Raw genomic sequence first — 21898 nt, 5'->3', positions numbered from 1 at the left:
AGCGCGCACCATTCGCCCATCCTCGGCCCGAGAGGTCAAATAGTCAGGAGACACGCCCTAGGACACCACGCGCCGCCTAAGCGATGTCTCGTAACTGATCTTGTGTTTGGTGGTGCTGGTGTTGCGGATCAGTCCGTGAGGAGGATGTTGTGCAGGTGTGCGATTCCGGACACCGTGTCGTTCAGGGTGCGGGCGGCGCGGCGATAGTCGCGCAGGATCTTCCAGCACTTCATCCGAGCGAGCGCGTGTTCGACGCGGGCGCGGATCTTGCGGTGGCCGGCGTTGAGGTCTTCTTTCCAGTCCGGCAGATCGCTACCGTCACGAGGTTTGCGGTAGGGCATGATCACCTCGGGATTGCCTTGGTAGCCGCCATCAGCCATCACCGGGCGCCCTGCCAGTTCGCGTTCGATTCCGGAGTCGCGGTAGACGGTGCAGTCGTTGCGGTTGCCCGGGTGGGCGTCGCCGGTGGCGATCACCAGGCGGGTGTCGGCGTCGATCGCGACCTGCACGTTCGCCGAGTACCGGTAGTTCTTCGACGGTGCCGCCAACCGGTGGTCCCGTGTCGGCACCAAGGTGCCGTCGACGATCGCGATCGCGTCGATCCGGCGTTTGCGGACTGGTGCGAGCGCCAGCAGCGGTCCGATGGTGTCGATCACTCGATGCGCCGCGGAGTGCGACACTCCGAACAGCGGCCCGATCTGGCGCATTGTCAGGTTTGTCCGCCAGTACGTCGCGACCAGCAGCACACGATCGGCCAGGTCGAGGCGCCACTGGCGGCCAGGTCGGCCATCGGCGATCTCGTCTCCGCCACGTCTCGCCACGATCCGCACCAGCTTCCGGAACTGACCTGGTTCCAGCCCCGTGAACGGGGTAATCCACTCCGGTCGCGATGCCGAGATCACCTGCACCACACCATGATCGACTACATGCACGACCAGACCCACGCCGGGTTACGAGACATCCCTTAGCGTGACAGATCACGCGGTCGGTTCTTGCCGTCGTGACCCGCGTCGGGTGGGGTGCGAGGATTGTCTGCAGCACCGGACCGATGTGCCGGACGATCGCCTAGGTCTCCTCTTTGGCGAGTACGGCCACTTGCACGATCTGCCGGCCGACGACGATGCCGACGAGCATCGAGGCCGCGAGAGCGACGCGGACCCCCGGTGTCGTGACTGTCCGAAGTGGACTGTCGGGCACCTTCGGACAGGCGCGCTTCGCGGCCCGGTCCAGGGCGATGTCGAGCGCGACGCAGCCGCCGGCACCGTAGCGGCGGCGATCAACGAGTACGTCCAGCGCCGGCCGCAGACGCGCAGGCGCGGCCGCCGGCGGTTGCGGGCAGCGGTGACGGAGCAGGGCGGGTGCCGGGGAGGTCTTCAAACGTGTGTTCCTCTCGAGCCATACGGCAATCGAAGGCCGTCGAGGCTCAGCCCACGCGAATTTTCACTGTGTGAGGGTGTACACGTGGGCGCCGACGGCGTGGTACTCGACTGGATCGCCACCGTCTTTCGCCCGCTGCATCTGGGGGCTAGCCGGATCGTCGGTACACCGGGCTCAGCCGACCAGCTTGCGCAAGGTGCGCCCGGCCAGGTCGACCACACCGGGCTGGTGTCCGTTGGCGACCAGGTTGATGATCAGGCCATCGACGCCGGGATCGAGGACCCTGGCTTTCAGGTCTGCGGCGACCTGGTCGGGATCACCGACGAACTGACGAGCCGTGACCGCCGCACGCTCTTTGTCGGTGAGCGCGTCGAGGTCGATTCCTCGGCTGCGGAGGAAGGCACGCTGCTGTTCCCTGGCCCGGTCGCCGTTCTCGTCGATCATCACGAAGCCCAGGAAGCTCGTCTCCAACGTGGACCGGTCCCGGCCCGCCTCGGCGCATCGCTGGTCGAGCGCTTCGAGTTTGCGAGGCAGTTCTGCCGGATCGCAGATGATGTTGAGGTGCTGGGCGAACCGCGCCGCCAGTGCGAAGGTCTTCTTCTCACCGCTGCCACCGAGCATGATCGGCAGGTCGTCGCGAATTCTGGGCTCGTTGATCGCGTTCTCGGTGTGGTACCACTTGCCGTCGAAGGTCGGGCGCTGACCGCGCAGCATCGGTTCGATGATCTGCAGCGCCTCGTCGAGACGTTCAAACCGGTCGGTGAAGGTGCCGAACTCCCAGCCGAACTGCCGGTGTTCCAGTTCGAACCAGCCTGCGCCGATGCCCAGTACCGCACGTCCGCCGCTGACCACGTCCAGCGTGGTGACGTTCTTGGCCAGCATCGGCGGGTTGCGGTACGTGTTTCCGGTGACGAGCGCGGACAGCTGGATCCGCGAGGTGGCGGTGGCCAATCCGCTCAGCGCGGAGTACGCCTCCAGCATCGGTTCGTCCGGCTCGCCGATGCCGGGCAACTGGTAGAAGTGATCCATCACGAACGCGGCGTCGAAGCCGGCATCTTCCGCCTCCCGCACCTGGCGGATCACCGTGGGGAACAGGTCCGTGACCGGCGTCCCGTAGCTGAAGCTGGGAATCTGGTAACCAAGCCGAATGCTCATGGTCCCAACGCTAAACCTTGGAGTGCGCTCCAGGGCAAGCTGCAGGGCGTGGACGTCGGAGGACTGGAGCGTGGCGGCCGGGTCGGAGTGGTCGTGCCGCCGACGATCGCGAGCCGGCCCAGTGCCTTGGTATCCCGCGCGGCGGGCGTCGGCTGCCCGGATGCCGTGGATGGCCTGGTGTCCGGGATGGACTCGGCTCGCGGTCACGCCGACCCGGGCGGACCACGGCCCGAGCCGGCAAGGGCGCGTTCAGAGGGGCGAGCTCCACCCGGGCGCGTCGGCGCCGGGAGCCATGAGGCCGGGTACCTGCCCGAAGTACTCGGCCATGAACGGCTGCTGAACGTGCTTCACGAGCGAAGCTCCGTTCTCCCATTCCTCGTAGATGAGATAGGCCGAGGCGTCCTCGTGTGAGCGGTTGACCGTGTAGTGGACGTTCCCGTCCTCCTGCCGGATCTTCGGCAGGATCGAGCGGATCAGCCCTTCGAACTCGGCTTCCTTCCCCGGGAGGATCCGGGCTTGACCGACCATGGCGACCGGGCCGGTCGCGGTCGCGATCTCGACCGGTAGCGGACCTTCGGTCACGTCGGTGTCACTCATTCGTTGTGCCTTTCGCCAGTGGGCCGTGAAACCTGCTACCACGAGCCTAACCAGCAGATCTGGGCCGAACAATGACACAATGGAGCGCTGACTTGTCCGTTTGACCCATTCGATCTAGGATGGGGAGCATGGACGTCCTGTCCGAAGTGCTCGCCGCGTCCGGCATCACGGCAAGCTCGGGGCTGCGTATCGTCGCGGGCGGCGACTGGGGCATGACGCGACCCGAGTGGACGGACGCCGCGCTCTACGGTGTCGTCTCCGGAGAAGGAGTTCTCCTCACCCGGGAAGACGGCCTACGTCCGTTCGCTGCGGGCGACGTCCTGCTGCTCACCTCCGGTATCGCGCACGTCATCGCCTCCTCCTCGTCCGCCGAGGCTGCGATCTGCGATGGCCGGGCCGTCGCCGAGGCGCAGCACAGCGGTGACTTCATGAGGCTCGGTACCGGCGACGCCACCGTCCAGCTGGTCGCCGCGTCCTATTCCCGCGACATGATCGCGCCGCTGCCGTGGCTTCACCAGCTCCCCGATGTGATCCACATTCGCGCCGAAGCCACCGACGCGCGCACGGTGACGACCATGCACTTGCTCGACCTCGAGCTGACCGAGCCCGGCGCGGGTTCACGGATCATCATCGACCGGCTCGTCGACGTACTCCTGGCCTGCGCGCTGCGATCCTGGGCGAACGGCGAGACGGAATGTGAGTCAAGCCTGTGGCGCGCCCTCCGCGACCCCGCCGTCGTCTCCGCTGTGGCAGCGATTCACCGCGACCCGTCCCACGCCTGGACCGCCGCCACGCTCGCGAAGGAGGCAGCCGTGTCGCGCACGACGCTCAACCGGCGGTTCGAAGCAGCGACCGGCGACGGTCCCGCCACCTACCTCACGCGCTGGCGGATGCACCTCGCGGCACGCAGTCTCCGCGACAGCGACGACACCGTCGAGCACATAGCCGCCGAAAGCGGATACACGTCGGTCGCGGCTTTCAGCCGCGCGTTCCGCCGGGAACTGGACACACCACCGGCACAGTTCCGGCGCGACTCCCGCATCACCTGAGTACCTCCTTCGGTGCCGTCGACGTCGAAGCCCGGCCGAACGCTGTGTCGGTTCCACCACGCCGGCCTCGAATGGCGGTGACGTGGCAGCCCCAGGCGGCGAGCACCTGGAGGGCGATGTGCCCCAGGTCGCCGCCGCCGACCACCGGTACACCGTGGTACCCGCGCACAGCAGCGGGGCGGTTTCAGCGGACGTCAGTGCGACGGGGATCGGCGGGACGTGCCGCCAGTCGCTCGCGCGCACCTGACCGGCGAAGGTGCCACCGGTGCCCGCAGGCGTCGCGCTCCGGCCGCGATGTATGGACTTGGTATTTACGCGGCCGGACGGCAGCCCACTGCGCCCGGCCGATGTGGCCGACGAGTTCGCTCGGTTGATCTCGCTTGCGGGTTTGCCGCCGATCACGTTGCACGGTCTTCGGCACGGTGCTGCGACCCTGGCATTGGAGGCCGGGGTGGACATCAAGGTGATCCAGCAGTGGCTGACGATGCTGCGCGGAAGCTGGCTGGGGTGATCCCGCGGAGGGCGTTGCACCCCGGCTTGCGCTCTCGGGCTCCCCTCGGGCCCCTGACCGACCACAGTGGACAGTCCAGAGGCGGATGAAAAGTTTCCGGAAATCACAAATCCCCAGGCCGAAGAGATCTTCGACCTGGGGAGTGAGGGTGCGCCATCAGGGACTCGAACCCCGAACCCGCTGGTTAAGAGAACGCGTTTTGGGGTGTCAGGCGGTGCCGAGTGATGTCGGACAAGACCTTTTCGGCTGGTCAACGGCCATCACTCATGTCAGATAGTACCGCGTTCTGTCGACGGGTGCGAGACCTCTCGGGCACTTCTCGGGCACGTCCGTGCCGGATTCTGCCGGACTGTTCGTGCAGGTCGATCGTGGTTCGTGGTGCGGACGGCGGGGCAGGGTGGTTGCTGTGTTGAGCCCGAGCGAGGGCCGCGATCCGGTGCTGTCGGCGGTCACGCTGATCGTGGGGATCATCGTGGGGCTGACCTTTCTGTTCGGTTTCGGGAACGTGTTCATGTTGGCGCTTCGGCTGGGGGTGCCGGTCTGGGTGGCGCCGTTGGTGGCGCCGGCGGTGGATCTGTCGGTGGTCGGTCTGCTGATCGCCATTCGGTCCCTGTCGATGCGAGGCGCGCCCGCTGAGGTGATTCGGCCGGCTCGACGGCTGCTGTTGGCCTCGAGCATGGTCACTTTGGCGCTGAACGTCGCTGAGCCATTGATCGCTGGTGAGGTGGGCAAGGCGTTGTTCGATGCGGTGGGTCCGCTATTACTGATCGGCTGGTCGGAGGTGGGGCCGATCCTGCTGCAGGCATTGGCCGCCGTATACGCCACAGGGCGTCCAGTCGGTGTGGCCCAGACGCAGACCGCTGGCTCTGACAGCACTTCGACCGAGCAGTCAGACGGTGTGTACGTGAACACTGAGTTGCTGGAACGGGCGCGGTGTGAGGATCGGCGGCATCGTGAGTTGTATCAGCGTCCGGTCTCCGCGGAGAGTCTCCGAAAGGCGCTGGGCGTAGGAGCAGAGCGGTCGCGAACTTTGGTGAAGCTGGTGCGGGCCGAGCGCCGTATCTCGACGTAGCAGCTGGGGTTAGTGCAGGCGGGGCGGCTCTGTTCCTTAGAAGTCGCTCGACTGGCGCAGTCCGAAAGGGTTTTGACTGTCAGTGGTGGTGGATACGCTCAGTGTTATGGGGTTCTATGAGGCGTGCGCCTGCCCGCACACGGCCACTGACCTGCAACAACGAGCTGTTCGCCGGGGCGGGGGTGAGCGTCGATGAAACCCCGCCCTGTTGCGGACACGGTGGAACTGGCCGGTGCGGCGCAGCTGCTCGGTGTTTCGGCACGGAAGGTGCGGCGGCTGGTCAAGCGAGGTCGGTTCGCGCCGGCCACGGTCGAGGCGACGAGGGGGCTCGGCTGTGGGACGCACGGGAGCTGTGGTGCTGGGCGACGCGCAACGCCCCGGAATGTGCGGCGTCGATGCCGCTTAAGCACTGGGCCACCCAGAATGAGGCGCCGGAGCTGAGCGTGGTCCGGACCGTTCGTGACGCGGTTGTGCAGGACTGGTACCTGGCCGACGACCCGGCGTTGTTGCGAGTGGTTTGGCCGACCGGGGACATCCTGAGCTCCGACGCCGGCGCGGCGGCCCGGCTGGACCCGCCGGTGCCGTGGGTGCTGCAGGTCGGTCCCGGGCTTGGGGTGTTCGGCCCCGAGCTGGGCCTCTACGGCCCCGACGGCCGGGAGATCCAGGGGGCCGGGTGGCGGGACTACGCCGAGGTCATGGGCGGGGTGGCGGACTACTGGCCGGGCGGGCTGCGGGATCCGGAGGTGATGCAGGCCTGGGAGCCAGGCGACCCGCAGCCGATCGTGCCGCCGGACCCGGCGCTGGACACCGCGCCGCTGCTGCGTCTGGCCGCGATGCTCGATCCGGAGACGCCGGCGACCCGCACGCTGCTCAACCTCGCCCGCAACGTGCAGTACAAGCGATGACCGGCCCTGAGATCGACGTGAAGGAGGTTCGCGAGGAACCCCGCTTCAACCGGGTGCGGCTGGCGGCGCTGCCGCTGGAGGTGCCCGCAGCCAGCACCGACGACCTGCCTGAGTCGGTCCGTCGCGCCGGGTGGCTGGAGGTGCTCGCCCGTGGCGACGTCCTCGCCGTCGAGGTCGTGCGGTCGTTGCTGGCCTGGAACGGCGGCGAGGGTCTGCCGTTCTGCAAGCGCGAGGACCTCAACCCCAGCAAGTCAGCTCTAGCCAGGGAGTGGGTGGACCGGCTGGTGCCGGCGCCGCACGGACGGACCGCGGCGTTCGAGATCGCGCTGAGTCGCGACGACCGGCCGGTCGAGTACCTCATCGACCCGGAGACCGACTCGCCCGCGGCCCGAATGAAGAACGGCACGGTGCAGACCGCCGTGCCGCAGCGGCTGTTCACCCAGAGCCCGCTGGCGGAGGTCGTGCTTGAGGACCCGATCTGGGTCCGGGTCGCCGACGGCACTCTGCACCTCGCGCCCCGTCACAACTACTTCGGGATCAACTGGGGCTACGGCGGCTCCGGGCCCGGCTCGCTGGCGCTGCTGCTGGACCGGCTCCTGCGTGACATCAGCGCCCCCGCGGCCGACGGCATCAACGGCGCCGCCGACGGGCTGGAGAAGTTCACCCAGGTCAAGTGGCCCAACGGATCAATATTCACCCGCGAGCAGCTCGAAGCCGCCCGGGACGGTCAGGTTCTGCCGCTGCCTGCCGACATCGACGACGACGACGAGGACGAGGACGAGGGACGACAACTACCACTTGATCAAGTTGCTCTCGCTGGTTGCCTGGACCGAGAACGAGGAGGGCCCCAATCGCTACAATAACTTCCCTCGCGGCGGCAAGTGCGGCATGCGCTACCACGGCCCGGTCCAACGCAACAAGCTGACCAGCCAAGAGCAAAATGCCGCGCAGAACATGTGCATGCACTACGCGGCGCCGTGGACTACCACCACGGCACCGCTACCGGCGTCAACGAGGAGCTCGGCCAGAGGCAGTTCCCGGGGTTCACGCTCGCGTTCGTCACCGGGTTGGCCGACGGCGTGGTCGAGGTGCTCGGACAGATGGTGTGTACATCCCTGCGCTTGCCCAAGGAGGCCGATCCCATCGCGATGGGGCGCAAGTGGGTCGACAACGTCACCGACACCAGTTGGCGCTTGGTGCTGAACGGCTACGAGGACCGCTTCGGTCAGGGGGGATAACCAGGGCGCCGTGGCCCAGGTGAGAAGCCACAGGCCCCGGCGGTAAGGCGGGGAGTCTTTGCTGCCGGGCCAATCGCGACTCAATGTTGCCGCTCACGGGTGGACGTCTGTCGCGGCGCGCGCGTTACTGGCGGCTGGCCAACGTGTCTACCAGGGGGTGGCTTGACCTGACCGGCATCTTCTGGTGCCCAACATGGTGGCGGCGTGGGTATGCCGTCATCGCGGCGCAAGCTCTTCTCCGGTCGCGGCTACTCAAGCCGCTTTGCTCTGGTTTGGCTGGAAGCTACCGTAGCCAACCTCGGCTCAGGTACTGGCCGATCCCGGGTGCGGTGGCGGACGATAATCGCATGAGTTCAAGCGACGGGCCACGGTGGGTTCTGCCTCGCAGCTTCGCATCGTTCATGTGCGGCGTCCCATTGGGAATGCTCGTCAACGAGCTCTCCGGGGCACGGCCACAGCTTGTATGGACCGTCATCCTCACGACAACCGCCGTGCTGGGCGCCAGGCTTCTTCTCCACCCCGACATGCCGATCATCGGACTGGCCCTACGGCAGCTCCCGGGCGTCACTGTCGGCGGGTCCGTGCTCGTCGCTCTGACGCCGGTGTCGGTCGCAAGCGTGATCGCGACCGTTACAGTCCCCGTGTTGGCAGGGTGGGTCACGCTGGCGCTGCAACACCCCCGCAAGAACGTGGCGACCACTTTGGTGTGTGTCTCCATCGTTGCGTTCGGCACGATGATGCTCAGCCTCCTCTTTACCAATTCGACCATTGCCGTGAAGGTGACGTCCGGATTCCTGAGTCTGTGCGCCCTCACCTTCGGGTTTATGGGACTCTGGGCCGCGGCGAGGAATCCGACACGGTCGATTTTCAGCTTCGCCGAGGTGCGTGGCTGGAAGCTCTCCTGGTCACGGGCCGGTGTGCTCGGACTCATGGTTCTGCCTGTTGCCTATAACATGGCGGTGCGCAGCCGCCTGGTTGATGCCGTCGTGCTAGCTGTCGGTGGTCTGTGCTGGTTCGGCGCCACGGCTGTACTTGTCCTTTCCAAGCGTCGGGATGGTCTTGCGGGCGCGTTGCTGGTGACGAGCGGTTTCTGCACGTTGTGGCTGGTCGTGACAGCGTTCTCGATGGGCCAGTTCGCGTTGGGCGTAGCCATTGCCCCACTCGGAGCGGCGATGTTTGGTAGCGGGATAGGGCTGCTGGACGCCGTCGGCATTCTCGCGAGCATCCGGCGGCAGTTCATCGTCCCGCAGCCGACAGATGAAGAGCTGCAACGATAGCGCCCTGCGTAGGCCCGGCCGGTCCGTGGCCCCGTCTCCGCTCCAGATCCCTGCTCGACCCGACATCGGAGCTGTCCCACCCGCACGATTACGAGGATGGCAACCTCAAGTACTGGCTGGAGGACCTTCCGCCCACCATCGATCGGACACCGCTTGGTCGTCTATGTCGTCACCTACGCCCCAGCGAGGACGGGCAGCTACCTGGTCGACGAGTATGCGACCAGGTCGAACCTGCTGGCCGCCTACTCGGACGCCGAGATCCCCTGGACCGCTGCCGACGAGCCCGGGGGCCCACTCCGCCCGATGGGGAGGTCGCGGCGGCGTTGACGGCACTGCGTCGGAGCGATGGACCACGCTGTACGCTGCGGCCACGGTGAGCAGCCGTCAGCTCTACTCCTTACCGCGAGTATCCGCAGCTCTAGAATATATGGCCAGACAGGGCGGGAAGCGCCAGTTCGGCAACCAGCAGCAAGGCAAGCCAGCGTGGGCTCCTGAACAGGTCGGCCAGCATGCGGAGCGCACGGGCCGATCGGGGCTCCTTAGTCACCGGCCTGGCTCCGTTCGGATTCGGAGCGAACCTTACCCGGATCACGGCAATCTCGCTTTGTGCGAAAATCAACCGCTGCCATCCGGTCTCCATCGCGACGACACTTCCGTCTTCTTTTACCGTGAACAGCGGGGTGGCGAGCACGAGTTCGCGCCCTTCCATTGCTTCGTTCACGGTGAACGCGTCTCGGGTGCCGATGAAGACCGGTCCGGACTTCAGCTCCACCTGCACCTGGGTCCTGATCGTCCGGCCAGCGAGTTCGCCGGCCTGCTCGCGGTTCAACCGGTCGAGAAGGCCGGCAAAAACGGACACCCAGGCGCTTTCCTGTGCGATGGGTCCGAGTATACCTGGGTAGAGGAAAATCGAAGAGTAAACCCCTGCAAGCGTGGTGGTGAATGCCAGAAAAAGAACCAGCGAATACAGCGTCAACAGAAGATGGCCCGGCACGTACAGCGGGTCGACCATCGCGGACCGCAAGTCGATGATCGCCCGTGGTGACACGACAGCCAATGTGGACATCAGCAGAAGACCGATCGCACTGAGCAGCACGCCTGCGGCCAACACTCGGGCCGTTTCCAGGAACGCACTGTCGCTTCGCGTGGGCTGGGCCCGCTGACGCAGTGACTCAAGCAGAATTCCTGGAGTGACGACCATCAGCAGGACCAGGACGCCGACGAAGGTCGTCGGTAGCACAGTCAGCTCGGCTCGCCCAGAGTTGCCTCGGTGTCGACGCTCGTCTCCGGAACGGTTGAGCTTTCCGAGATCAAGTCACTCAAACTGACCGGGTTTACGTCGGTAGTCACCCCTCTGTCGACAAACCGGGCGCTGGCAGGATCGTGTTCGTTGGCGGTCGTCATTGCTGTTCCATTCGGTGGGAAGCCTCAAATTCTGTGCGTGGACCGTGCTCCATGCAAGCGACTGCGCGACAGCTTCACTCGTTCGTACCAATCGACGCAACGCGACTGCTCTTTCTGTAACGCCACTCCATGGATTCGCGATAGATGATGATTCGCAATCTCTTCCGAGGAGAGCGGGAGTGTAATGGTGACAGGACCGCGGAAGATATTGAAAATGATCCGCACTCAGGCGGCGGTCAACGGCGCATCGAAGCTTCTGTCCGAGGGGAAGCTGGAGGCGGCCGAACGCAAACTCGCCGAAGCAAGGCGGCTCATCCTGGAGTTCCCGACGTCGGCGAAGACGAGAGAGGGCTTGGGGTACACCTACCTGATCGAGGCGGACCTTCGGCTCAGTCAAGGTCGGATGGAGGACGTTCTCGAAGCGTTCGCGAAGGCCGAGGACGTCCTGTCGCAGGATCCTTCGAATCGTGAAGTGCTGGGCCGGTGCCTACGCGAATCTGCGATCACCCTCGCCGATATCGGATTCGTCCCTCTTTCGCTGAAGTACCTCGATCGAGCCGAGGCTGCTCTCGGTGGGCCTGGCGACCCCGCGGCGGGGGAGGTCGCCCGCCTGCGCAGGAAATTCGAGGCGAAGCCAGGTGTTCTGTCCGACGCGGCACCCGAGGATGAGCTCGCGGACGTGGATGACGAGATGGCCGCGCTCCGCGCAGAAATCGAGTCTTCGTTCGATCCCGCTCAGCGCGCGATGAGCTCGTTCAACCTGGCGGTCATCTTGCTCGGGAAGTACGGGCCCCTGCAGATGCAGGAGGCGTCGGCCCTCCTCAAGACGACTTTCGACTACTGTATGAAGCGCAGGGAAATCGATAAGCTGGCCAAGGTCCTGTGGCCGTTGTGCATGCATCGAGACCTGCCGTGGCCGAGCTGGCTCGGGCCGGCGACCGAGACCGCGGTGAAGCTGGTCCGGAAGAAGGGCGGTCCGGGCCAGATCGCGAATATCCTCTACGCCCGCGCATCTTGGCTGCACATCCAAGGCGACGCCGAAGCAGCGCTGGCGCTCACCCTCGAATCGCTCGCCTATGGCGACGAAGACAGGAGAACGACCGCGTCGTCGCTCGTCCGGATGCTCACGGCGAACGCATCCGAAGGTGCCCGGGAACTTGCTCTGGAGATCGCGGTCGGACGCCACGATGTGGAACTGGTCGTCGAGCTGTTGGAGAGCGCCCGGCTCCAAGTTCTTCCTCGTCCGCTTGCTCGCCGATCGGACCGTTATGCCGGTGACTCGGTGATCGGAACCGTGGCAACTGTGGCCGCGACGGACACGACCGACACAGGCCGGATCGAGGTGGCTGGCGGGTCACGGGTCCGGCAGACAAGCAAGTCGTGGGACACCGGTCCGCTCATCGATTTGGACCGGTGTCTCAGCCTGGTCGGCGGACCGGACGCCGTGTGGTGGGGATGCTGGGCGTTCGAGGAGCGCCTCTATTGGGCGGTCTACGGCAGCGGAGTGAGCTCCACTGGTGTGATGTCGATCTCGCCCGGTACTCGGCTCCGAGCATTGTTCGACATTCTCGAGCAATGCTGTCCGAGCAACGGCGCTCTGACTCCCGAGCAACTGCTCGACGGAGCCTATTGTCGTAGCGCATCCAGTGAAGAGCAACTGTCGCGAGACTTCGGAGAAGCGTTCATACCGAAGCCCCTTAAAGATCTCATGCTTCGTGCAGCTGAGCAGAACGCGGACCCGTTGTCGCTGGTCTTAAGCGGAAGTCCCTTCGCGCTACTTCCGCTTCCGCTGCTCGGGGTTGGCGAGGTTCCCCGGCGTGGCCTGATCCGGCTCGTGGAGGCAGCGTGCATCCGGATCTTCCCGCCGGCCGTACTCGTCGAGCATGTGGCACATCACCGAGCGGTGACCCGGTGGCCGCTCCCGCTGTCGCTCGCCTGCGTCGACCCCACCGGCGATCTCCCGTACTCGCGACGGGTGCCAGCGGCTGCCGAAGTCGTTCTCGCCGGGCCGTCAGGGGTGGAGGGTGACACGGACATCGATTACTCGCCCGCGACTGCGGCCGCGCTGGCCGCCGCGCTGCAGCACCTGGGGCCGACTCATGGAAGCGTGATGGTCTACGCGGGACACGGGTACAACGGCAACTTGAGCGGTGACAGCGAAAGTGGTCTTGTGCTCCGTGATGGGCAAGGGCTCCCGGCAGAGACGATTTTCACTCCCAAACCCGACGGAACGCCTGGAATACCCTTCCCGGCACGAGTGTTGCTGGGTGCGTGTGACTCTTCCGGATCGGGCGGTGCCGGCGCTGGCGAATGGTTCGGGACGACAGCCGCAGTCTTGTGGGCTGGCGCACGATCGGTCACCGCGACGAACTGGAACGTGTGGGACCACCCATTCACCAGCTGGTTCGATGCGGAACTCGCACAGCAGTTGCGCGTGGAGCAAGACGCCGCTCGGGCGTTGCGCAATGTACAGCTGGCCAGTCTGCATGCCTGGAGAGACGGCGTGCTCCCGTCGTCCATGCGATTCACCCGGGCTGCTCACCCTCACGAGTGCTATCCGGTCATCTGGGGTGCGTACTGTTCGATCGGAGTACTCTGAAACGCGTGCCGGTGGAACTGTGGCTATCGTGCGGACCGGTGATCACCGGCGAGAGCGACCTGGCTGGTTTGTGAGTTCCGGCCACTCCCAGTCGGTGCCGTTCCAGTGGCGCTCACCTTGTCCGGTCACCGGATCCGGGTACCATCCCGGCGCGTGGAGCACGTCGGGTTCCGGAATTTCGTCGAAGTCGCGCCCCAGTCGGGAAAACGCGACTGCGGTCCATGCGATGATCTCCAATCCAACAGCTGGGCCGACCCGTATCCGCCGGGCGTCGACTTCTCCGACCGATATCTTGCTGTACTGCTCGTACACTGCGAGACGGTCTCGTACAAACTTGTAGGTGTCCACGGCGGATTCCTGCTGTGCTTCGGTCAATTGGCTCGCCCATGCGGGGCTTACGCCGAGTACTTCGTCGGGCTCGTCCGGCGGTGAGAGCAGTCCGACACCCATGACCAGTTCAACGGTCGGGTAGAACGGAACCTGTCTGGACGTGCGGTCGTAGGTGTCGATGTAGAGGAGGGTTAGGGCTCCGCGCAGGGCTGCCCAGCGAATCATCGACGGCTCGTACTCGAAGACCGGTTCGATGACCGGGATCAGTTCGTCGAGACCGAGGCCTTCGCCGATCGGTACCTCGCGTGCGTCGGGGGCGGCAAGGGGCTCTTCCGCGATCCTCCTGGCGCATCGGGCGAAGAGCCGTATCCGGCGTTGGATGGTACCTGGGCCTTCCGGAGTGTGGGAATGGTTTCCGTTGATCGGATGCCGCTGCGGTGGTCGACCCACCGGTTTCATCGGCATTCAGGGCACCTCTTCACAATCGTTTTCACCTGTTCGGCCCCTGTCTTTCGGCGCAATTCGGCTAGTGTGGCGTCGTGAGTGCGGACGATCGGGAGGAAGTCGACCTCGCGGATCGCCTGCGTGAGTACGAGTCGGCTTCAAGGCGAGACTTGTTACTGAGCCCTGACCTCCTCGCGGACATGGCCTTCGCCATGGCCAAGGCATGGCCGGCCGCCCGATCGCGCGTGAACGCGCGGAACGGTGGCCTGATGGCGACGGTGAAGGCCGTGGCCTCCCTGCACCGTGCACGTGCCAAGCACGCGGCGGACTCCATGATCGGCGCGGAAGACGAACAAGCTGCAGCCGACCTGACGGCCCTGGTCGAGGCCTGGGGTTCTCCGGCCCCCGGCGATGCCGAGCCGCGCAGAGCCTGGGACAGCCATACCTCCGCGGTGGTGCACGCGGCCTGGCAGACCGGCGCCGCCGACCTGCTCGAAGCGGTGATCGCGGTTTGGCAGGCGATGGCAGCCGCTGGTGTCGAGACGTCGGACGGGAACGAACTCGGCCGACATGTCGCGATGCTGCTGAACCTAGGGTCGGCACTCGGCGAACGCTTCCACCGGACGGGTCACACGGTAGACCTGAACTCGGCGGTAACGGTGCTACATGACGCACGGCATCACGCCCGCGAAGCACCCGAACTGATTCCGGCAGTGCTGGCCGGATTGGCCGAGGCGCTGCGTCAACGTTACGGTGCGCTGGGCCGGCCGGCGGACCTCGACGAAGCCGTCGAACTCGGGAAGAAGGCAGTCGCTGTCGGCGCGGACGATGTCGATCGTGCGCTCTACTTGTACGAGCTGGCCGACGGCTACCTCGGCCGGTTCGCGCGGGACGGTGACCCGGCAGCCGTCAACCTAGCTGTCGACGCGTTGCGGGAGGCGGTGGCATTGACCCCACTGGCATCCGCGGACCACCCATCTCGTCGATCGCGACTAATTGACGCGCTAACGATCCGGTTCGAGCACTTTCACGACCGGAACGACCTGACCGAGGCACTCGGTATCGCCGAAGCGGCTGTCGTCGAATCCCAAGGCATGGCGTCCCGGGCTCGCGCGAACTCCGACCTGGCCGGGGTGTTGCTCGCTCGCCTGGCTGATAGCGGACATGACGGCGATCTCCGACGAGCAGTCGACGCCGCGCGCGCCGCCGCGAACGAAGCGACTAAAGGCGACGTCAACCATCCGCACTACTGCAACCAGCTCAGCCTTCTCCTCCGGATGCTGTTCGAGCGGACTCGCTCGCTGAGTGACCTTCACGAGGCGATCTACGCGGGGCGCCTCGCTGTCCGGAACTCCCCTCCAGGGAGTCCTGACCTTACGAGAAGGCGGTCGAACCTAGGATTCGCGCTTACCCTGCTGGCCGAACGCACGGGCAGCAGGAACGACGTCGAAAGCGCCGTCGAGGCCGGGACCGAAGCGGTGACGGCGATCCCGGCGGGGCACCCGGACCGGCCGATCGCGCTGTCCAACTTCGCGGCCGCGCACGACCTTCGGCGTAGGCTGTGGCCCAACGTCGAAGCCGACCTCGACACAGCAATTGAAGCTCTGCGCGAGGCAGTTACAGAAGCACCCGCCGGGCACCCCGTCCGCCCGGTGTTCTTGTCCAATCTGAGCACATCCCTGGTGAGTCGCCACCGCAAAACTGGATCGGCTCGTGACCGGTCGGAGGCGCTGGCCGCGATCGAACGCGCCTTGCGGGAGTGCGCGCCGCAGAGCCCCGATCTGGCCGGTTTCCAATTCAACCTGGCTCTGGTCCTCGAACTCGGCGGTGCTGCTGCCGAGAGCAGTGCTGGCGCCCGGGTGGTGGAGGCGTTCCGGTCAGCCGCCCGGAACGAAGTTGCGCCGGTCCGGATCCGTGCGCTGGCTGCCCGCGGCTGGGCCGACAAGGCCGCCGAGAACGGCGAGTGGGAGGAGTCGCTGGCCGCATACACGCAGGCGTTAAGCCACGCACAGGCTTGGGCCTGGCACGGGGCCGAGCGTGACGACACCTTCGCCGCGCTGGAGGAGATCGCCGGTGTCGCCAACGACGCCGCAGCGGTCGCCATCCGGCTCGGCCGCCTAGAGCATGCATTGGGGCTTCTGGAACAAGGGCACGGTGTGGCGTACTCCCGGGCGGTCGGCCTGAACGCGGATCGGGTGGCGCTGCGCGCTGCCAGGCCCGACCTCGCCGAACGCGTCGACCGGATCCGCCAGAGCCTCGACGCGCCCTCGGATCCGGAACGAGCGGCCGTCGAGCAGACCACGATCGGCCTACGCCTGCGACAGAATCTCGCCCGAGACTGGGATGACGTCCTCGCCGAAGTCCGCCGCGAACCCGAGTTCGCCGACTTCCTGCGTCCGCCCCGGCTTGGCGACGTCGTAGACCTGGCCGACCAAGGCCCGGTCGTCGTCGTCAATATCAGTAAGCACCAGTGTGACGCGTTGCTGGTCACCACCGCTGGGATTTCGGCGATGCCGATGCCCGGGCTGACCTCCGGCGCCGCACGACGGCAGGCCTCGTTGCTGCTGGCCGCTCTCAACTCCAGGAAACTGCCGGGTCCGTTCCGCGACCAGGCCGAACGCACCGCACGTCGAGTGCTCGCCTGGATCTGGGACGTCATCGCCGAACCGGTGACCGCGGCGCTCGGGTTTACAGGTGCAGGCAGAACGCCCGACGATCTTCCCCGCATCTGGTGGTACCCGACCGGGGTCGCGCGGTTCCTGCCACTGCACGCCGCCGGTCGCCATCCGAACCAACCGCCGGCAGCGGGAAGGTGGCGGTCGTCGGCACTGACAATGCTCCACCGGGCGAAATCGTCCTACCTGCCGACGCTGAGCGCTCTCACGAAGGCCCGTGCCCGGCCGGCGCCGGACCTCGCCGCAGCAGTCTTGATCGTCGCGGTTGCCGACGCTCCCGGTTTGCCTCCGCTGGAAGGCGTCTCGCTGGAAGTTGAACGCATCCAGCCGCATTTCGTCAATGCGAAGCTGCTGGAGAGCCGAGGCGCCACACGCGCCGCGCTGCTGGCAAACCTCCCTGGAAGCCACATCCTGCACTTCGCCGGGCACGGTGACCAGCCTCCGAAGCGTGGAGCGCATGGCGTGCTCATGACCCACGACTTCCACCAGACAGGACCGGTGTCGATGGCCGACATCGCGAGGCTGGATTTGTCCCACGCGGATCTGGCGTTCCTGTCCGCCTGCGAGACTGCTCGTGGTGACGCGGCTCTCGCTGACGAGTCAGTGCATGTGGCAGGGGCACTGCACATGGCCGGCTTCACTCACACGATCGGCACACGCTGGGTTACCGGCGACTACGCCAGCGCTGAGATCTCAGACTACTTCTACCGTTATCTCCGGGAGGTCCAACGCCGCACCGAAACCATCGAGCACTCGGATGTCGCTGCTGCGCTGCACACCGCGATGATCCGCCTATACCACGAGTGTGCCCACCTGCCCTTGGTATGGGCGCAGTATGTGCACACCGGCCCTTGATATGAGCCGTACTGCTTCGTCTGCTTCATGAGGTGCCAGCTCTGAAGCGGGCGGAGTGGCGGATTCAGGCGGCGACTGCTCGGCAGGGTCTCGCTGAGACTCTCGCGCGTCACCCGCTGCGGGTTGATCCTCGGGCGATCCGAGCCTTGGTGGACGGGCTCGACGATGACGCAGTCATGACTGCTGTGGCTCGCCTGCAAACCGATGGCGATCTACTGGCACTCGATCGGGTGGCGCGGGAGATGCTAGCCGAGGCCGTGTCGCCCGTGTAGCACCTCCGGGCGACAATTGGGGGAGCGACGATCACATGTTTCAAGGATGCGATGGCGAAGAGAACAAGGCACACGAAGCGGACGCCGGCCAAGGCGGTGCTGCCGACGACGGTCACGTTCGAGTCAGCAGTAGACGAGAGCGGTGAGTCTCTGGCGAGCCCGCTCGCTCGTCGGTGGGCCGAAAGTCGGTCTGGCGCGGTCGCCGGACGGGGCTACCACTATCAGGACCTGGTCGGCGCTTGGGTCGCCTTGCAAATCCTGGCGGGCGGCATCGAGCCGGGGCGTGTCGTTGCTGAGGGGTTCGAGGACCTGACATGTGAGAGCAGTGCGCCGCAGCAGGTGCAGGTGAAGTCGAGGCAGGAACGCGTAGGCGATTTCCGGGTCGCGGAGGTCGCGCGGTTTGTGGTTGAGGCGTGGCTGCAGCGCTTACTTCGCGTCCCAGCCGATGCTGCCGAGTCCGCGGTCGTGGTTGTCGAACGCGCCGTCGATGGATACGCCCCGCACGATTGGGGGCGGAGCCTGGCCGACGATGGTGGGTGGGTCGAACTTGTTGCCGCTATTCGCCACCGCGGTCCTAAAGCCGGTATCGCCGCGGAAGCGGTGGATCTGCTCGTCGCGCGGACGACCGTCGTCGTGCTCCCACAGGAGCGCATCTTTCGGGAGGCAGCGGAGTGCGTGACTGCACGCACCGGCCTGCCACTCGGAGCGACGGTGCCGGTGGTCCAGGCGCTACGCGCTGCGGTGGCTGAACACGCGGACCGTAACGCCGAGGTCGGCTTGGATGACCGCGTTGGGCTGAGCCGGACGGACATCGAGAGGATTGTCACGAGTACGGCGGCGCTGGTGGATCGCGACTATCTGGTAGCGGCGGTGGCCAGCGAGTCGTGCGAGGCTGTTGACTTCGATACGCCGCTGGCTGACCCGGGATTTTACAGCGGCACCGGCACGCAGCCTGGACACATCGCCGCCGGCCTGGTGACACCCCGCCCAGCTGCGACGGACGAAGTCCTGGCCGGACTCGGCAGCGGCCGAAGCGTCCTGATCGCCGGACCGTCGGGTGTCGGCAAGTCTGCCGTTTTGTGGATGACGGCCTACGTCGCGCGACATGTCGTCTGGTATCGCGTGCATCGGCTGAGCAATGACGACGTCGAGCCGCTGATCCGCTTGGCCATCGCAGGCGGCGCCGGCCGTTATGGGCCAATCGGGCTTATCGTCGATGGCGTCGGCACCGGTTCGCTTACTGCGTGGGACGAACTGCATCGACGCGTCGCCGCCACTCCGGGGGTGCTCCTGCTCGGGTCGGTGCGCGAGGAAGACACACTTCCGCTGCAAACCTTTGGCCAATGCATCGTAGTGCGGCCACATCTCGATGAAGACCTCGCGGCCCGCATCCACAAGGGCCTGCTCGACAGCGGCGCCACCACACAACCGCACTGGCAGGAGACGTACGAGCGCAGCGACGGCCTGACGCTGGAGTTCACGCATCTGTTGAGCCAGGGCCGCCGGCTCCGCGACGTCATCGGCGACCAGATCCGAGACCGTGTACGCGATCATCGCATCGTCGAGCTGGCAGTCATCGCACCGGTCAGCGTCGCTCACCGATGGGGTGCAGCGCTGTCCGCCGCACGACTGGCGGAAGTTGCCAGCCAGTCGGCAGGTGAGTTCAAGGATGCGCTGACGAGGCTTGTCGACGAGCACTTGGTTGCCGTCGACGACGGTGTCGTGCGTGGTCTGCATCCGGTGCGTTCCGCCGCGCTCTGCGAGGCGGTGCACGAGGTGCCCCCTCCGACGCTGCGCGACACCGTCCGCGACGTCATCGAGTGGATCGGAGCCGACGACCTTCGCTCCTTCGTGGCACGGGCCATCGCCGACGACCCGGGACTGGCACCGGTCGTCGTCGACTCACTCCGCAGCCGCCTCGACCGATCACCTGGTGATCGAACGACGATGGCCGCCGCCCTCGAGGGACTACGTCTGGCTGACTTCACGCTCACGGCCAGGCGGTGGGTTGGGATTCTCGACAAGCATGAGGTTCCGGTGCCGCATCGACCACTAGGTCTCACCCTCGCCATGATCGACAGTGAGCTCGTTGCCGGGTTGGACCCGCGGCTCATCGCCGCGTCTGAGGAGATCCGACGTGACCGTGCGTACAGTACGTCAGCCCTGCGTGACCAGCTCCTGAACCACATCGGTGTCGATACGCTGACCGACCTGATACACCAGGCCACCAGTGTCGCCGAAGTCTCTGCCGTCCTGTCACCGCTGGCGAACACCGGCTTGGTCGTCGTGTCGCCACCTTCGGGCGCGCCGCTGCGCTCAGCGCTTCGCGACCTACCCCTCGCCGATATCGGCGAGCTGATCTCCACGGCCGAGAATGTCTCCCGAGCGACCAGCGAGGCGCTCCTCGACGCGGCCGGTGGTAGCAACACCATCATCGAACGGCTCATCCAGGACTATCCGTGGCTGATCGAGCTCCGCGTCGTCGACGCCGGCGACGATCGAGTGCTGCGTGGCCGCATACTGCACGTTGCCCACCGTTACAGTCCGAACCCTGAGATGGATATCAAGGCACTCGCGGCCCTCGGTCTGCAGTGCTTGCCGGAGGTAGATCGGGCCGATCTAACTACCGTTCTGGCGGGTGGCATACCGCTGCGGGTCAACGACTATGAGGTCGCCGTCAGCGGGCTGCTCCGCAAGTACGTGCACAGCGACAGCGGGGTTGCCTGGAATCGGGAACGGTCGCGCTTCGCACGTTCCCTGGTCGCCTCGACATCAACCACCGAACGGCTGGTCGCCGGCCTGGCCGTCCTGGAAGACACCGCTAGCTTCCTCACCAGCCTGGCCGACGCCTTCGTGACGAACCGACGGGCCGGACAGCGTCTGAACGCTCTCAACAGGCACCGCGTCGACCTTCTCCGACACATCGACGCTCTCACTCCGGAGCGGGCGAGCGAGCCGTTGGCGAAGTCGGTCGATCAACTTGGTGGGATGCTGACCAGCGATCCCATTCACGGCGTGGCCAAGGGCATCGTCGGGAACCTCGCGTCCCGGCTCGACGCCCCGTCCGGATACGCCTCCGTTGCCGCCTTCGCCGGCGACACTATCGCCAGGCAGCTCGACGACGCCAGGCGCGAGCCGTGGGCATTACTCGGTCTCGACGGTCCGCCGCCCGTACTCGACCGGCTGGCGACCTTGCTCCGTCAGTTCGCCACCGTGCTGATTGAACGAGCGGTCGGGGACACCGGGTCCGGCCAGATCGCTTCGGTCGCCCGGTCCGCGCCGCGCGGAAAGGCGCTCGTACGTGCCAGCGAGCTGGTAAGCGCCAGGGCACGACGACGATTCGAGGAGACAGTGACCGCTTTCACTGCCGAGGCGGCGGCCAAGGGACTACAGGTTGAGGTGGTCTCGCGGCCCCACCCCGACCCGGGAATCGTGACGTGGCCACCGATGGCTATAGCAGCGCTCGTATATCAGGACGTCCTGATACTGGGCGCGGTCATCGCGACGCTCGCTGAGCTTCTGGGGCGGTTCATCCTGCCGGACTCCTCGCTGGTGGTCATTCCGTCGCAGGGTGATGTCCCGCTGCTGCGCTACACCCACCGCCTGTTCGCTTCCGGCAGCGTCTACCCCAGTCCCGACGAGGTGCAGCCATGGCTCGACTTGATTCCGGCGGCCAGGCCGATGCCCTGCTCAGACGCCGTCGCCGACGCCGTCGAGGCGCTCACGGAACTGTCGTCGCTGGCGTGGCTCGGCACGCAGCGCAGCACCGGACAAGCTGCGCAGGATGCAGTGAATGAGGCTGTCAGTCGATTCCGCGACGCCGCAGCGCGCTTGGAGACGCTGCCTCGTGACAAGATCACTGCCGGGCTCATCGATGAGATTTACGGGCTCGCCGGCCGGGTGCAACGCGAGGTCGACGAGCACGCCACCGAAGGCGTCTTGGCGGAAGCAATGGCCGGTGGAATCACCGGCGTTCACAACGACACCATCCTCAGTGTCTCGGGACTGACATACATCGCCACGCAATGGGATCTCAATCCGGCCGGAGCTGAAGCTGCTCTTGCTCGCCTGGCGGCGGCCAACAGGGCACCCGATCGATGAAATGAGACAGCGCAATGCCGGAAACTGGCCGAGCATA

General features: G+C 66.1%; 18 protein-coding genes. 11 read left to right on the top strand and 7 right to left on the bottom strand.

Going from position 1 to position 21898, the window contains the following annotated elements:
- Positions 1-128: 128 nt before the first annotated feature.
- From OG439_RS27755 to OG439_RS27740, 4 genes are all read right to left on the bottom strand, one after another.
- Complete coding sequence (locus OG439_RS27755) at positions 129-908, bottom strand: transposase family protein (protein WP_326951577.1); 780 nt, start codon at positions 906-908, stop codon at positions 129-131.
- Positions 909-1065: 157 nt separating this feature from the next.
- Entirely contained in the window at positions 1066-1377 is a 312-nt protein-coding gene (locus OG439_RS27750; RefSeq protein WP_326943751.1) for a hypothetical protein, read from the bottom strand.
- A 174-nt stretch (positions 1378-1551) separates the two neighbouring features.
- Positions 1552-2532, bottom strand: coding sequence for an LLM class F420-dependent oxidoreductase (locus OG439_RS27745; RefSeq protein ID WP_326943750.1), 981 nt, complete (start codon positions 2530-2532; stop codon positions 1552-1554).
- A gap of 249 nt (positions 2533-2781) precedes the next feature.
- A complete protein-coding gene (locus OG439_RS27740) occupies positions 2782-3129 on the bottom strand; it encodes a putative quinol monooxygenase (RefSeq protein ID WP_326943749.1) in 348 nt (115 codons plus the stop codon).
- Between the two features lie 128 nt (positions 3130-3257).
- Here OG439_RS27740 and OG439_RS27735 point away from each other — a divergent pair, with 128 nt between their 5' ends.
- The 8 genes from OG439_RS27735 to OG439_RS27700 all read left to right on the top strand — a co-directional run bounded on the left by OG439_RS27735 (position 3258) and on the right by OG439_RS27700 (position 9181).
- A complete protein-coding gene (locus OG439_RS27735; protein ID WP_326943748.1) occupies positions 3258-4178 on the top strand; it encodes an AraC family transcriptional regulator in 921 nt (306 codons plus the stop codon).
- Positions 4179-4260: 82 nt separating this feature from the next.
- Entirely contained in the window at positions 4261-4425 is a 165-nt protein-coding gene (locus OG439_RS27730; protein WP_326943747.1) for a hypothetical protein, read from the top strand.
- A gap of 18 nt (positions 4426-4443) precedes the next feature.
- Positions 4444-4689, top strand: a complete 246-nt coding sequence (locus tag OG439_RS27725) for a tyrosine-type recombinase/integrase (RefSeq protein ID WP_326943746.1) — start codon at positions 4444-4446, stop codon at positions 4687-4689.
- Between the two features lie 406 nt (positions 4690-5095).
- Positions 5096-5761: a hypothetical protein gene (locus OG439_RS27720; RefSeq protein ID WP_326943745.1), complete on the top strand. Its 666-nt coding sequence runs from the start codon at positions 5096-5098 to the stop codon at positions 5759-5761.
- A 395-nt stretch (positions 5762-6156) separates the two neighbouring features.
- Positions 6157-6666: a hypothetical protein gene (locus OG439_RS27715; protein ID WP_326943744.1), complete on the top strand. Its 510-nt coding sequence runs from the start codon at positions 6157-6159 to the stop codon at positions 6664-6666.
- The gene (locus tag OG439_RS27710) at positions 6663-7529 is read left to right on the top strand and encodes a hypothetical protein (RefSeq protein ID WP_326943743.1); all 867 of its coding nucleotides are present in this window, start codon (positions 6663-6665) and stop codon (positions 7527-7529) included. The genes OG439_RS27715 and OG439_RS27710 overlap by 4 nt, the downstream gene beginning before the upstream one ends.
- 114 nt (positions 7530-7643) lie before the next feature.
- Positions 7644-7904: a hypothetical protein gene (locus OG439_RS27705; RefSeq protein WP_326943742.1), complete on the top strand. Its 261-nt coding sequence runs from the start codon at positions 7644-7646 to the stop codon at positions 7902-7904.
- A 347-nt stretch (positions 7905-8251) separates the two neighbouring features.
- Positions 8252-9181, top strand: coding sequence for a hypothetical protein (locus tag OG439_RS27700; RefSeq protein ID WP_326943741.1), 930 nt, complete (start codon positions 8252-8254; stop codon positions 9179-9181).
- Positions 9182-9599: 418 nt separating this feature from the next.
- On the opposite strand, the gene OG439_RS27695 is transcribed toward OG439_RS27700, so the two are convergent.
- Entirely contained in the window at positions 9600-10421 is an 822-nt protein-coding gene (locus tag OG439_RS27695) for a DUF6338 family protein (RefSeq protein ID WP_326943740.1), read from the bottom strand.
- 2 nt (positions 10422-10423) lie between these two features.
- Complete coding sequence (locus OG439_RS27690; protein WP_326943739.1) at positions 10424-10585, bottom strand: hypothetical protein; 162 nt, start codon at positions 10583-10585, stop codon at positions 10424-10426.
- A 214-nt stretch (positions 10586-10799) separates the two neighbouring features.
- Between OG439_RS27690 and OG439_RS27685 the strand changes: the two genes are divergently transcribed.
- Positions 10800-13184 carry a CHAT domain-containing protein gene (locus tag OG439_RS27685; protein ID WP_326943738.1) on the top strand — a complete coding sequence of 795 codons (2385 nt, stop codon included), beginning with the start codon at positions 10800-10802 and terminating at the stop codon, positions 13182-13184.
- Positions 13185-13226: 42 nt separating this feature from the next.
- Here OG439_RS27685 and OG439_RS27680 read toward each other — a convergent pair whose 3' ends face one another.
- Positions 13227-13979 carry a hypothetical protein gene (locus OG439_RS27680; protein WP_326943737.1) on the bottom strand — a complete coding sequence of 251 codons (753 nt, stop codon included), beginning with the start codon at positions 13977-13979 and terminating at the stop codon, positions 13227-13229.
- A 74-nt stretch (positions 13980-14053) separates the two neighbouring features.
- On the opposite strand from OG439_RS27680, the gene OG439_RS27675 reads away from it, so the two are divergent.
- Positions 14054-17488 (top strand): CHAT domain-containing protein, encoded by a 3435-nt coding sequence (locus tag OG439_RS27675; RefSeq protein WP_326943736.1) that lies wholly within the window; start codon positions 14054-14056, stop codon positions 17486-17488.
- Positions 17489-17811: 323 nt separating this feature from the next.
- A complete protein-coding gene (locus OG439_RS27670; protein ID WP_326943735.1) occupies positions 17812-21861 on the top strand; it encodes a hypothetical protein in 4050 nt (1349 codons plus the stop codon).
- The last annotated feature ends 37 nt before the right edge of the window (positions 21862-21898 follow it).

The organism is Amycolatopsis sp. NBC_01307, from assembly GCF_035975215.1.
Lineage (GTDB): Bacteria > Actinomycetota > Actinomycetes > Mycobacteriales > Pseudonocardiaceae > Amycolatopsis.
This window is presented reverse-complemented; position numbering and strand designations above follow the sequence as displayed.